11 protein-coding genes are annotated in these 13237 nt (G+C 71.8%); 5 read left to right on the top strand and 6 right to left on the bottom strand.

Features of this window, described 5'->3' with window-relative positions:
• Position 1 precedes the first annotated feature (1 nt).
• The 3 genes from LCH29_RS21675 to glgX form a co-directional block, all read right to left on the bottom strand.
• A complete protein-coding gene (locus tag LCH29_RS21675) occupies positions 2-1861 on the bottom strand; it encodes an ABC transporter ATP-binding protein (protein WP_446463398.1) in 1860 nt (619 codons plus the stop codon).
• Positions 1858-3672 carry an ABC transporter ATP-binding protein gene (locus LCH29_RS21670; protein WP_446463397.1) on the bottom strand — a complete coding sequence of 605 codons (1815 nt, stop codon included), beginning with the start codon at positions 3670-3672 and terminating at the stop codon, positions 1858-1860. Before LCH29_RS21670 ends, LCH29_RS21675 begins: the two co-directional genes overlap by 4 nt.
• 288 nt (positions 3673-3960) lie before the next feature.
• A complete protein-coding gene (glgX, locus tag LCH29_RS21665; RefSeq protein ID WP_446463444.1) occupies positions 3961-6177 on the bottom strand; it encodes a glycogen debranching protein GlgX in 2217 nt (738 codons plus the stop codon).
• Positions 6178-6729: 552 nt separating this feature from the next.
• Here glgX and LCH29_RS21660 point away from each other — a divergent pair.
• The 5 genes from LCH29_RS21660 (at position 6730) to LCH29_RS21640 (ending at position 10813) form a co-directional block, all read left to right on the top strand.
• A complete protein-coding gene (locus LCH29_RS21660) occupies positions 6730-7953 on the top strand; it encodes a L,D-transpeptidase (protein ID WP_446463443.1) in 1224 nt (407 codons plus the stop codon).
• Positions 7954-7997: 44 nt separating this feature from the next.
• Complete coding sequence (locus tag LCH29_RS21655; protein ID WP_009714891.1) at positions 7998-8765, top strand: enoyl-CoA hydratase/isomerase family protein; 768 nt, start codon at positions 7998-8000, stop codon at positions 8763-8765.
• 256 nt (positions 8766-9021) lie between these two features.
• Positions 9022-9528, top strand: coding sequence for an ATP-binding protein (locus LCH29_RS21650; protein ID WP_123102261.1), 507 nt, complete (start codon positions 9022-9024; stop codon positions 9526-9528).
• 374 nt (positions 9529-9902) lie between these two features.
• Positions 9903-10520, top strand: coding sequence for an N-acetylmuramoyl-L-alanine amidase (locus tag LCH29_RS21645; protein ID WP_446463396.1), 618 nt, complete (start codon positions 9903-9905; stop codon positions 10518-10520).
• Between the two features lie 77 nt (positions 10521-10597).
• A complete protein-coding gene (locus tag LCH29_RS21640) occupies positions 10598-10813 on the top strand; it encodes an EF-hand domain-containing protein (RefSeq protein WP_009714888.1) in 216 nt (71 codons plus the stop codon).
• Positions 10814-10856: 43 nt separating this feature from the next.
• Here the strand turns inward: LCH29_RS21640 and LCH29_RS21635 are convergent, their stop codons facing one another.
• The 3 genes from LCH29_RS21635 to LCH29_RS21625 form a co-directional block, all read right to left on the bottom strand.
• Complete coding sequence (locus LCH29_RS21635) at positions 10857-11165, bottom strand: hypothetical protein (protein WP_446463395.1); 309 nt, start codon at positions 11163-11165, stop codon at positions 10857-10859.
• Positions 11166-11223: 58 nt separating this feature from the next.
• Complete coding sequence (locus tag LCH29_RS21630; RefSeq protein ID WP_446463394.1) at positions 11224-11850, bottom strand: glycoside hydrolase family 25 protein; 627 nt, start codon at positions 11848-11850, stop codon at positions 11224-11226.
• A gap of 174 nt (positions 11851-12024) precedes the next feature.
• Positions 12025-13227, bottom strand: coding sequence for an aromatic acid exporter family protein (locus LCH29_RS21625; protein ID WP_446463393.1), 1203 nt, complete (start codon positions 13225-13227; stop codon positions 12025-12027).
• Between the last annotated feature and the right edge of the window lie 10 nt (positions 13228-13237).

Here is a 13237-nt window from a genome sequence, read left to right as displayed (position 1 = left end):
GTCAGACGAGGCTCTCGCGCCACGCCTGGTGCAGGGCCGCGAAGCGGCCCTCGCCTGCTATGAGCCTGTCGGGGGTGCCGTCCTCGACGATGCGGCCGTCGGCCATCACCAGGACCCGGTCGGCGATCTCCACCGTGGAGAGGCGGTGGGCGATGACGACGGCGGTGCGGCCGCGCAGCACCGTGTCCATGGCGCGCTGGACGGCGCGTTCGCCCGGGATGTCGAGGGAGGACGTGGCCTCGTCGAGGATGAGGACGGCGGGGTCGGCGAGGAGGGCGCGGGCGAAGGCGACCAGTTGGCGCTGGCCCGCGGAGATGCGGCCGCCGCGCTTGCGGACGTCGGTGTCGTAGCCGTCGGGCAGGGCGTCGATGAAGTCGTGGGCGCCGATCGCCTTGGCGGCCTGCTCGATGTCGGCGCGGGTGGCGTCGGGGCGGCCGATGGAGATGTTGTCGGCGACCGTGCCGGAGAACAGGAACGCCTCCTGGGTCACCATGACCACGCCGCGGCGCAGGTCGGGCGTGGCCAGGTCGCGCAGGTCGACGCCGTCGAGCAGGACCCGGCCGTCGGTGGGGTCGTAGAAACGGGCGAGCAGCTTGGCGAGGGTGGACTTGCCCGCGCCGGTCGCGCCGACCACGGCGACCGTCTGCCCGGCGGGCAGGGTGAGGTCGAAGCGGGGCAGCACCTCGCCGCCGGTGCGGTACGCGAAGCGCACCCCGTCGAAGACGACCTCGCGGCCGGAGGACCGGGAGGGGCGCGGCGGCAGTGGGTGGGGGTCGGACGGTTCGGGGACGGACGGGCGCTGGGCCAGCAGGCCCGCGATCTTTTCCAGGGAGGCGGCGGCGGACTGGTAGGAGTTGAGGAACATGCCCAGGCGGTCGATCGGGTCGTACAGCCTGCGCAGGTACAGCGCCGCCGCGGCCAGCACCCCGAGCGCCAGATCGCCCGCGGCGACCCGGTAGGCGCCCCACAGCACGATGACGGCGACCGCCGTGTTGGCGGTCAGCCGGGAGCCGACCACATAGCGGGCCATCTCCAGGATCGCGGTCCCGTTGACCTGCTGATGGTGGCCGTTCAGCTCGTCGAAGCGGGTGTTGTTGGCGCGCTCGCGGCGGAAGGCCTGCACCGGGCGGATGCCGTTCATGGTCTCGGTGAAGGCGACGATGACCGCGGCGGTGGCCGTCGACCGCTTGCGGTAGACCCGCATCGACCGGCGCTGGAAGGAGCGGATGAGCAGGTACAGCGGCCAGAAGGAGAGCACGGCCGCGGCGCCGAGCCCCCAGTCCAGGTACAGCAGGGTGAGGGCGATGTAGACGACGGACAGGGCGATGCCGAGCAGCTCGTCCAGGCCCTCGTTCAGCAGCTCCCGCAGCGATTCGACGTCGGTCGTGGCGCGGGAGATGAGCCGCCCCGAGGTGTACCGCTCGTGGAAGTCCACGCTGAGGGCCTGGGCGTGGCGGTAGATGCGGCCCCGCAGGTCCAGCAGAACGTCCTGGTTGATGCGGGCGGAGGCGCGGATGAACGCGAACTGGAGGGCGCCGGAGGCGAGCGCGCAGCCCAGGTACCCGGCGCCGACGGCGATGAGCGGGCCGTGGTCGCCGTCCCGGAAGGCGGGCACGGCGCGGTCGATGGCGAACGCCACGAGCAGCGGGCCCGCCTGCACCGCGGCCTGTTGCAGCAGCAGGAGGACGGCCGCGACGCAGACGCGGGCGCGGCGCGGGGCGAGCAGCGAGCGCAGCAGGGAGAGGGAGGCGCCCTTGGGCGCGGGCAGGACATCGCGATCGAAGGGGTCGCCCTCGGCGGTGCGCTCCTCCTCGACCGTGCGCGCCTTTTCGGCCGGGCGTTCCTCCTCGGCCGTCGTCATGGGCCCTCCTCCCCGTCGTTCTCCCCGTCGTGTCCCGACATCAGCGACCGGTACGCGGCGCTGTCCCGCAGCAGGTGGTGGTGGGTGCCGACGGCGGCGATACGGCCGTCCTCCAGCAGCGCCACCCGGTCGGCGAGCAGCACGGTCGACGGCCGGTGCGCGACGACCAGCGCGGTCGTGGTCGCGAGGACCTGCCGCAGCGCGGCCTCCACGCGCGCCTCGGTGTGCACGTCCAGCGCGGACAGCGGGTCGTCCAGCACCAGGAAGCGCGGGGCGCCGACGACGGCGCGGGCCAGCGCGAGCCGCTGCCGCTGCCCGCCGGACAGGCTCAGCCCCTGCTCGCCCACCTCGGTGTCGGGGCCCTGCGGCAGGGCGTGCACGAACTCGGCCTGGGCCACCTTCAGGGCGCGCGCCAGCGCCGCCCGGTCGGCGCCGTCCGCGCCCATCAGCACGTTCTCACCGGCCGTCGCCGAGAACAGCGTGGGCTCCTCGAAGGCGACGGCGACCAGCGCGCGCAACTCGTCGCGGGGGAGCGCGGTGATGTCCCGCCCGTCGAGGGTGATCCGCCCGCGCGTCACCTCCAGCAGCCGCGGTACGAGCGCGGTCAGCGTGGTCTTCCCGGAACCGGTCGCGCCGACGAGCGCCATGGTCTCGCCGGGCCGTATGTGCAGGTCCACCCCGCGCAGCACGGGCGGGGCGTCCGCGGGAGCGTCGTCGTACCGGAACTCCACCCCCTCGAACCGCATCCCGCCCTCGCCCCGCTGCCGGGACAGCACGGACGCGGGCCGGTCCGCCGCGTCCGCCGGGGTGGCGTCCATGACCTCGAAGAACCGGTCGGTGGCCGTCGCCGCGTCCTGGCTCAGCGCCAGCAGGAACCCCAGCGACTCCACCGGCCAGCGCAGCGCCAGGGCCGTGGACAGGAAGGCGACGAGCGTGCCCGCCGAGAGGTCGCCGTCGGCGACCTGGATGGTGCCGAGGATCAGGGCCGCGCCGATCGCCAGCTCCGGCAGGGTCATGATCAACGCCCAGATGGTCGCCAGCAGCCGCGCCTTGCGCAGCTCGGTGGCCCGCACCCGCTCCGACAGAGCCCGGAAGGCGCGGGCCTGGCTGCGGTGGCGGCCGAAGCCCTTGACGATACGGATGCCGAGCACGCCCTCCTCGACGACCGTCGTCAGATCCCCGGTCTGGTCCTGGACGGTGCGGGCCACGGTCGCGTAGCGCGTCTCGAACAGCGAGCAGAAGATCATCAGCGGTACGGCCGGGACCAGCAGCACCAGCCCCAGCGTCCACTGCTGCGCCAGCAGGATCGCGAAGCCGACCAGGATGGTGACCCCGTTGACCACCAGGAAGGTCAGCGGGAAGGCCAGGAACAGGCGCAGCAGCATCAGATCGGTCGTGGCGCGCGACAGCAGCTGGCCCGAGGCCCAGCGGTCGTGGAAGGAGACCGGCAGCCGCTGGAGATGGCGGTAGAGGGAGGCCCGCATCGAGGCCTCGACGGACGCCAGCGGCCGCGCCACCAGCCAGCGCCGCAGCCCGAACAGCCCGGCCTCGGCCAGCCCGAGGGCGAACAGCAGCGCACCGCCCAGCCACACCCCGCCCGGGTCGCGGTCGGCCACCGGCCCGTCCACCATCCACTTGAGGACGAGCGGGATGACCAGGCCCAGGCAGGAGGCCACGACCGCCACCCCCGCCGCCGAGAACAGCCGGACCCGCACCGGGCGCACATAGGGCCACAGCCGCAACAGGGAGCGCGTGGTGGAGCGGTGCCGCGGGGCGGCGCCGCCCTCCTGGGTACGGGGCGGTGTCGTCACCTGGCCTCCTATTTCACCTCTGGGGCGCAATACCGCCCACGCGATCGGGTGAAGTGCGTGTCGTGCGTTGCGAGAACCAAGCACGCACAACGCGCTGAGCGAGAGCCAAGCCAGCGCAAGTCAGTGCTTTCGGGCGACCGGGCAGGTTCCGTCCCGGCTGGTGTTGAGGGAGTAAGTCCTTTCAGGTCGCTGACCTGAGGGGCTTCCTGAGTCAGGAATCCCTCTGCTTCAGCGGGGGGCGGGTTCAAAGCCATCGGTGGCGAGACTACGGTCCGCCACTGACAGCGTTCACTCGGTTTTTTGGCGTAGGTCTTCGGCCCCGAGGGCGCGCAGCAGCAGAACCGATCGTTCCGGTAGCTCGATCGACGCGCCGGCCGCGTACCGCGTGCCCGGTGGCGCGTCCTGGTCCTCCCGCGCGGTGTCCAGGAGGAGCTCGTAGCCCGCGGCCCACGGCGGCCCGGGCAGCGTGAAGGACAGCGGCGCGGGGCCCGCGTGGAGCAGCGCCAGGAAGGTGTCATCGGTGACCGGCGCGCCGCGCGGATCCCGCTGCGGCAGGTCCCGGCCGGAGAGGTGGACGCCGAGGGCGGTCGTCGGCGCGTACCAGTCGGATTCGGTCATCTCCTCGCCGCGCGGCGTGAACCAGGCGAGGTCGCGCACGCCGTCCGGGGGCCGGGCGCTGCCGGAGAAGAACGCGGGCCGGCGCAGCACCGGGTGGGCGCGGCGCAGCCGGATCAGCCGGGCCGTGAGGTCGGTGAGCGCCTGCCAGCCGGGGTCGTCCAGCAGCGACCAGTCGACCCAGCCGGTGGCGTTGTCCTGGCAGTACGCGTTGTTGTTGCCGCCCTGGGTGCGGCCCATCTCGTCGCCCGCGACGAGCATCGGGACGCCGGTGGACAGCAGCAGGGTGGCGAGCAGCCCGCGCAGCCTGCGGCGGCGCAGGGCGCGGATGTCCGGGTCGTCGGTCTCGCCCTCGGCGCCGGAGTTCCAGGAGCGGTTGTCGTGGGTGCCGTCGCGGTTGCCCTCGCCGTTGTCCTCGTTGTGCTTGCGGTCGTAACTCACCAGGTCGCGCAGGGTGAAGCCGTCGTGCGCCGTGATGAAGTTGACCGAGGCGCACGGGCCGCGGCTGCCGTGTCCGTACAGGTCGCTGGAGCCGGAGAGCCGGTAGCCGAGGTCGCGCACATCGGGCAGCGCGCCGCGCCAGAAGTCCCGTACGGCATCCCGGTAGCGGTCGTTCCACTCGGCCCACGGCGGCGGGAACGCGCCCACCTGGTAGCCGCCGGAGCCCACGTCCCAGGGCTCGGCGATCAGCTTGACGCGCCGCAGCACGGGGTCCTGGGCGATCGCGGCGAGGAACGGGGAGAGCATGTCGACGCCGTGCGTCGCGGTGCGGGCCAGCGCGCTGGCCAGGTCGAAGCGGAAGCCGTCCACGCCCATGTCGGTGACCCAGTAGCGCAGCGAGTCGGTGATCAGCCGGAGGACGTGCGGCCGGACGGTCTGGAGGGTGTTGCCGCAGCCGGTGAAGTCGGCGTAGCGGCGCGGGTCCTGCTGGAGCCGGTAGTAGCCGCGGTTGTCGATACCGCGCAGCGAGAGGGTCGGCCCCAGCTCGCCCGCCTCGGCGGTGTGGTTGTAGACGACGTCGAGGATCACCTCGATCCCGGCCGTGTGCAGGGCGCGCACCATCTGCCGGAACTCGCCCACCTGCTGGCCCCGGGTGCCGGTGGCCGCGTACCCGGCGTGCGGCGCGAAGTAGCCGATGGAGTTGTAGCCCCAGTAGTTGCGCAGGCCCCGCCGCAGCAGATGGTCCTCGTGCGCGAACTGGTGCACCGGCAGCAGCTCCACCGCCGTCACCCCGAGCCGGGTGAGGTGCTCGACCGCGGCGGGGTGGGCGAGCCCGGCGTACGTGCCGCGCAGCTCGGGCGGGACGCCGGGGTGGCGCATGGTGAAGCCGCGCACATGGAGTTCGTAGATCACCGACTCGGCCCAGGGGGTCCCGGGGCGGCGGTCGTCGGCCCGCCCGTCCGGCGGCCCGCCCGGGGCGTCGTCGCCCACGACGACGCCCTTGGGGACGTACGGGGCCGAGTCGCGCTCGTCCCGCACGGTGTCGGCGACGTGCTGCTGCGGCCAGTCCCGCACATGGCCGTAGACCTCGGCGGGCAGCGGGCCGCCGTCCGGCGCGAAGTCGCCGTCCACGGCGCGCGCGTACGGGTCCAGCAGCAGCTTGGCCGGGTTCCAGCGGGCGCCGGTCCACGGGTCCCAGCGGCCGTGTACGCGGTAGCCGTACCGCCGCCCGGGCAGCACCCCGGGGACGAAGCCGTGCCACACCTCGTCGGTCTGCTCGGCCAGGGCGTGGCGCACCTCGGTGCCGTCGTCGTCGAACAGGCACAGCTCGACGGCCTCCGCACCGCCCGCCCACAGCGCGAAGTTGGTGCCGGGCAGCCCGTCGGGCCCCTGGCACACGCGCGCGCCGAGCGGCTGCGGGCTGCCCGGCCAGGCGGCGGGCCCGGTCACGGGTCCGGCGGTGGGCCCGGCCGCGGGTGCGCCGCCGCGCGGGGCGGGCAGCGGCGCGGGCGCGGCGGGGCGGCGGAGCGCCGGTCCGGCGGCGGGCGGCGCGGGTAAGCCGTCGGAGGGCTCCAGGGTGTGCTGCTCGACTGCTTTCGACACATGCGCCTCCGGCGGCTCGCACGGACCGGGCTCCGCACCTCCCGTCCGGAGCCCGACGGACCGGGCGGCACCGCCCCGCGGCGTCCCGACCGCGTCCGGCTGTGCCCCGTAGCCCTGTTGTGCCCGCAATCCCGCCGCCCCTCACGTTTCCGCGCCGCGGCGCGATCGCGGGGTGCGGGGGAGCGCCCGCCGCCGGTCACGCGGGCGATCACGCGGGCGATCACGGGGCCGGTCACGGGGACCGCTCCCACCTGGGACTGAACCGTAATCATCGCAAATGATCCCGCTGTCAGTGCGATGTGATTACCTATCGGCAGGCGCGCCTGTGCGCGTCGGGGTGCGTGTCGGAGCTGCCGCGGGGGGCTGCGGTTCCGCAGAGGGGAGAGAGCTGTGGTGAGGATGCAGCCGATATCGGGGGTGGCGACCGTGCGGGGCCGCAGGGGACTTCTCGCGTTGGTGCTCGGGGTGCTGCTGGCCCTGGTGACCGCGTGCGCCGGAGGCGGTGGTTCCGGCGACGACGGGAAGAAGGGCGGCGGCACCGAGGCCGCCAAGCCGCGGCCGTCCCGGGCCCGGGTCACGGTCGAGCCGGGGGACGCGGTGAAGGACGTCGCCACCAGCGGCGCGCTCAAGGTCACCGCCGCCAAGGGCACGCTGACCTCCGTCAAGGTCGAGGACGAGAAGGGCCGGGCGGTCGCCGGGAAGACGGCCGACGGCGGCGCGAGCTGGAAGCCGGACGGACGCCTGCGCGCCGGCACGACGTACACGGTGGACGCCCTCGCGAAGGACGCGGAGGGCCGCGCGGCGCGCAAGCACACCACCTTCACCACGCTGAAGCCCGAGGAGACCTTCGTCGGCGTCTACAGCCCCGAGGACGGCTCCGAGGTCGGCGTCGGCATGCCGGTCTCGCTCCGCTTCAACCGGGGGATCACCCACCCGGGCGCGGTCGAGAACGCCATCAAGGTCAGCGCCTCCCCGTCCGTGCCGATCGCGAGCCACTGGTTCGGCAACGACCGGCTGGACTTCCGCCCCGAGAAGTACTGGAAGCCCGGCACCAAGGTGACGCTGAAGCTGGACCTCGACGGCGTCGAGGGACGGCCGGGGGTGTACGGGGAGCAGGACAAGACCGTGAAGTTCACCATCGGCCGCAGCCAGATATCCGTCGTGGACGCCAAGGCGCACACGATGAAGATCAAGCGGGACGGCAAGACCCTCAAGACGATCCCGATCACCGCGGGCGCGCCCGGCAACGAGACGTACAACGGCACCATGGTCATCAGCGAGAAGCTCGCCGTGACCCGGATGGACGGCGCGACGGTCGGCTTCAAGGGCGAGTACGACATCAAGGACGTGCCGCACGCGATGCGGCTGTCGGACTCCGGCACCTTCCTCCACGGCAACTACTGGGCGGGCCGCTCCACCTTCGGCTCGGCCAATGTCAGCCACGGCTGCGTCGGCCTCTTCGACCAGCGCGGCGGAGGTGATCCGTCCACCCCGGCGGCGTGGTTCTTCGGCCAGTCGCTCATCGGTGACGTGGTCATCGTGAAGAACTCGGACGACGAAACGATCCAGCCCGGCAACGGGCTCAGCGACTGGAACATGTCCTGGGAGCAGTGGAAGGCGTAGCCGCACCGGGGCGCTGAGCCGGGGCGGCCACTAATCTGCGGCGTATGACTGTGAATCTTGAGGTCGCCGACGGTGTGGCCACCTTCCGCCTCGACCGTCCCCCGATGAACGCGCTCGACGTCGCCACCCAGGACCGGCTGCGGGAACTCGCCGCGGAGGTCACCCGCCGCGACGACGTACGGGCCGTGGTCGTCTGGGGCGGCGAGAAGGTGTTCGCGGCGGGCGCGGACATCAAGGAGATGCGGGACATGGACCACGCCGCGATGGTGGCCCGTTCCCGCGACCTCCAGGACGCCTTCACCGCCGTCGCCCGCATCCCCAAGCCCGTGGTCGCCGCCGTCACCGGTTACGCGCTCGGCGGCGGCTGCGAGCTGGCGCTGTGCGCCGACTTCCGGATCGCCGCCGAGAACGCCAAGCTCGGCCAGCCCGAGATCCTGCTCGGGCTGATCCCGGGCGCGGGCGGCACCCAGCGGCTGGCCCGGCTGGTGGGCCCGTCCCGGGCCAAGGACCTCATCTTCACGGGCCGTCAGGTGAAGGCCGACGAGGCCGTCGCCATCGGGCTGGTCGACCGGGTCGTACCGGCCGAGGAGGTGTACGAGCAGGCGCACGCCTGGGCGGCGCAGCTGGCCAAGGGCCCGGCGATGGCGCTGCGCGCCGCCAAGGAGTCGGTGGACGCGGGTCTGGAGACGGACCTCGACACCGGGCTCGCCATCGAACGCAACTGGTTCGCCGGACTGTTCGCCACCGAGGACCGGGAGATCGGAATGCGGAGCTTCGTCGAGGACGGCCCGGGCAAGGCCCGTTTCTCTTGACATAGCCCTTTCGCCCGGGCCGGGTATGCCCCGTGCGAGCGAATTTCTTCGGCCGCCGGGCGGCCGCCCGATGGCCGGTTCCGGTACGCTGGGTGATCAGCTGTACGCGCGGTGACATCGCTGGTCAGGTGGGGTGTTTTGACTCCCTGCGCTGCCAATGGGATAGATGGGATCGGTTTGTGGAGCCTGGGGCTCCGGTGTTCGGAATCCCCTGGTTCCGCCCCGGACGGCCTTTCGGGCGGCCATCATGGGGGGCATGGCGGGCTTGGAGGGAATGGAGCAGCCGCAGCAGCGCACTGGTACGGCTGCGGTCCGGCGGCTGCCGTCCGCCGAGGAGGATCCGGCTCTCAGGGCGCTCGAACTGTTCGGGAATCCTGCGGACGAAGAGGTGCGGCTGCCGTCCCGGCCCGAATCCGCGGCCACCGCCCGCCGGTTGACCGAATTCGTGGTGCTGCGCGACTGGGGGCTCGCCTGCCAGCTCGCCGAGTACGCGGTGCTGCTCGTCTCGGAGCTGGTGGGCAACGCCGTACGGCACACCGGCGCCCGCACCTTCGGGTTGCGGATGCTGCGCCGCCGCGGCTGGATCCGGGTCGAGGTGCGCGATCCGTCGCGCGGGCTGCCGTGTCTGCTGCCGGTGGGGGCGCTCGACACCAGCGGGCGCGGCCTCATGCTGGTGGATCAGCTCTCCCAGCGGTGGGGTGTGGACCTGCTGCCGTGCGGCAAGACGACGTGGTTCGAGATGCGGGTCACGGAGAGCGCGTGAGCGGCGTACGTCGTAGGGAGTGACCAAGGGCAGAGGTCCCGACCGTCCTCGTGTGACGGTCCGGGGACCTCTGTCCGCCCCGCCGCGGAGCGGAAGGGGTGTGGCTCCGCGGCATTCGGGGAACGACCGGGCCCGGGTCAATGGGGGTCGCGGTCCTGACTATTGCAGACCCGGTAGATCACCACCAACTCAATCCAAGGTGAGCTCTGACACCTACCTTGTTAATGGCGGGTATAAGTGTGAGTTTCCTTTGTTGTTCATCTTATGCCTGTCGGTTCTTGGCATGGCCCTGCCGACGCTTCACCATGGAATCCGCGCTACGCGCGTCACATCCCGTCAGATCCCTGTATTGGCACTGCATTCGGGAGCCCCCCATGGAAGCGCACGGCCCTGCCCCCACCCGACGCACCCTCCTCCGATCCGGCGCCGGTCTCGGCGCCGCCGCCCTCGCATTCGCCGCCACCACCGCCACCGCCCACGCCGGTGACAGACGCCTCCGCCGCGCCGCCGCCTATCCCCCCACCCACTGGATCCCGGCCTCCACCTCCAACTACCGTGTCTCCAGCCGCCCCACGGCGTATCCGATCGAGGTCGTCGTCATCCATGTGACGCAGGAGACCTTCCAGGACGCGGTGAAGATCTTCCAGGACCCGGCCCGGCAGGTCTCCACCCACTACATGGTCGCCTCGGCCGACGGCTACATCGGGCAGTTCGTCCGCGAGAAGGACGTTGCCTGGCACGCGGGCAACAAGGACTACAACAACCGCAGCATCGGCATCGAACACGAGGGCTGGGTGGACGACCCCTCCTGGTTCACCGACGAGATGTACGCCTCGTCCGCCGCCCTCACCGCCGCCGTCTGCGACCGCTTCGCCATCCCCAAGGACCGCGACCACATCATCGCCCACAGCGAGGTCCCCGGCTCCGACCACACCGACCCCGGTCCGCTGTGGGACTGGGACCGCTATATGGAGCTGGTCAACCAGGGCTGAACGGACGCTCGCCTGACCTCTGGCCAGGGGCCGCTAATCTGTGCGGGTCAGACTCACGCACGAAAGGGGCGGAACAGGTGGCGGACATCGAGGCGGCGCGCAAAGCGTTCGAGCGGTACGACCTCAACGGGGACGGGCTGATCACGGCGGCCGAGTACAAGAGCGTGATGGCGCAGCTGGGGGACCCGTATGTCACGGAGCCCGTCGCCCAGGCCGTGATCAACGCCCACGACGGCAACGGCGACGGTCAGCTCAACTTCGACGAGTTCTGGGCCGCGCAGAACAAGGGTTGACCCACCGGGTTCGGCCGGGCCGCACGGCGGCGCCGGCGGCGCGTCAGCGCCAGCCGCGCCGCTGTGCGCTCGCCCGCCGCCGGCGGTCGTTGCACAGCAGGCAGCGGCCGTACCCGGGCGGCAGCGGATCGTCCGGATCCCCGTACAGCGGGTCGACCGCCCCGCGCGGATGCTGGGAGCATCCGGTCGTCCCGTGCTCGGCGGTCAGCGCACCGGCCGCGGCGAGCGCCCGGCGCAGGGCATCGGTGAGCTGCTCGGTCTCTTGGTCCGACGGCGCGGCGTCGAGCGAGAAGGCGATGTCGGACGCGGTCGTGAGCGCGCTGCGGAGTTCGCGGAGGTCTGCGTAGCTCATGCCGGAAAGCGTAGGCGCTCCCACCGACAATGCCCCCGGCCAGCCCGGACGGCGGCCCTCACGCCTCGCTCTGCGTGCGCTCCTGCTCGTCGTCGTCGCCGTCCACGAGGTCCTCGACCGCGTTCGCCACCCGGGTGACCGTGGCCCAGGTCTTCAGGGACGCCTTGCTGGAGAAGTCCGCCACGTTCTTGTCCACCGGCCGGTCGGTGTACTGGTGGATCCGCCACTTCGCCTTGATCCGCGGCTTGCCCGCCGAAACGTAGTCGGCGATCCACAGCCCGTCTCCCGCGTAGGAGGTGGTGTCGTGGTTGAGCCAGAAATTCCGGTTGCAGTACAGCATCACGCGGTGCGTGGGCCGCAGCTTCTTGACCTCCCGGATGAACCGGTCCTTCTCCGCGTTGCTGGCATACGTCCCCGAGCCCGTGGTCTCCCAGTCCACGGCCAGCAGATCGTGCTTCTGGGAGGCGCACTTGTCGACGAAGTACCGGGCCTGCGCGGCGATGTTCCCGGGCCACAGGAAGTGGTAGAAGCCGACGACACACCCCGCCTTCCGCGCCTTGGCCGCCTGGGAGGACTGCTTCGGGTTGATGTACGACCGACCCTCGGTGGCCTTGATGAAGACAAAGGCCAGTCCGTCCGTGTCGAAGCTGGACTGGTGCGAACTCACGTCGATGCCGTGCAGCATGGTTCCTGCCTAGGGGAGAAGGTGAGAAGGGGGAACGGGCGTCTCCCTTGTCATGCCCGGTCCAGAACCCTACGCAACGCTGTGGGGGTCACGCAGGGTATTTGCACGTGCGACTGATTTGGCCGGGAAATGTGATTTTCTCCCCTGCCGTCATGCTATGCCGTTGCCCCGGACTCACCCTTGCACATGAGTCTGGAGAACGTCGCAGGTGTACTGGAACTCCTCCGTCAGCCGCGTGGCCTCGATCACCAGCACCCCGTACGGCCGGGTGGGGTCGCCCAGCGGCAGACCGTCGCTCTCCGCCTGCTCGGTGACGGTCCGGCGCTGCTCCTGCATGTCCTCGGCCAGCTCGCACAACTGCGCGGCCTGGTCCCGCAGATGCGTCTCGTCCAGCTGGGCCAGCACCCGCACGATCTCCTCCAGCGAGCCGAGAAAGGTGCCGTGGCACCGCAGAAACTGCCGGTAGCTGTCGTCCCGCTCCTCCTCGCGCCACCGCTCCAGGCTCCTGGTGAGCGACGCCAGTTGATGCGCGGCCCGCTCCAACGCGTCCAGCACGGCACGGTAGTTCGCGAACGAGGTGCGCCCCCGGTGCTGCGGCAGCAGCCGCCGCGGATTGAACGGAACGCTCTCCTCCGCGGTCCGCAGGCCCGACCTCGCCTGAGTGACCAGCGCCTGGGCGTGGTTGGACCGGGAGCGCCAGTGCCGTGCGTGCTCCTCGGCGAACTCCCCGTCGCGCATCGCCGGTCCCATGTCCGCGAGCAGCGACTCCAGCGCCCCGGCCAGGGCCCGGATCCCGTACTCCGCGCTCCGGTACCGCAGCGGCGGCACGAGCACCACGTTCACCAGCAGCCCGAGCGAACACCCGATGAGGACGAGCAGCACGATCTGCCCCAGCTGGGTCGCCCGCTCCGCATTGCTCGTCGCGGAGGCATAGGTGGAGAACGCGAAGAACGCCGCCGTCGCGACCTGCGACCGCTGCGCCCCCAGCGCCCTCCACTGCCCGATCGTCAGCGCGATGGCGGCGACCAGCACGAACGTCAACGGATCCGGCCCCGCCAGAAACCCCAGCGCCGCTTGGACCGCCACCCCCGTCACCACCGCGGCGACATAGCGCAGGGACTGCGCGATCGACTGGTACACCGTCACGTTCATGATGAGGACGGCGGAGAAGGGCGCGAACGCGGGCGACTGCGCGTGCAGCAGATCCGCCGCGATGAACCAGGCGAGGGTGGCCGCGAGGGTGCTCTTGCCGATCAGCAGCAGCGTGTGCCGCTCGGGCCCGTGCTGTATCGCCGCCCGATGCCCCCACGTCCACACCCGCCCCCGCCTCGTCCGTTCCTCGTCATGCCCACCGCGTGTGCTCCTCTGGCCGTCCATTCGCCTATGG

This window comes from Streptomyces sp. BRA346 (assembly GCF_052851135.1).
Note: the sequence above shows the minus strand (reverse complement) of the source record. Positions and strands in the feature narration are given on the sequence as shown.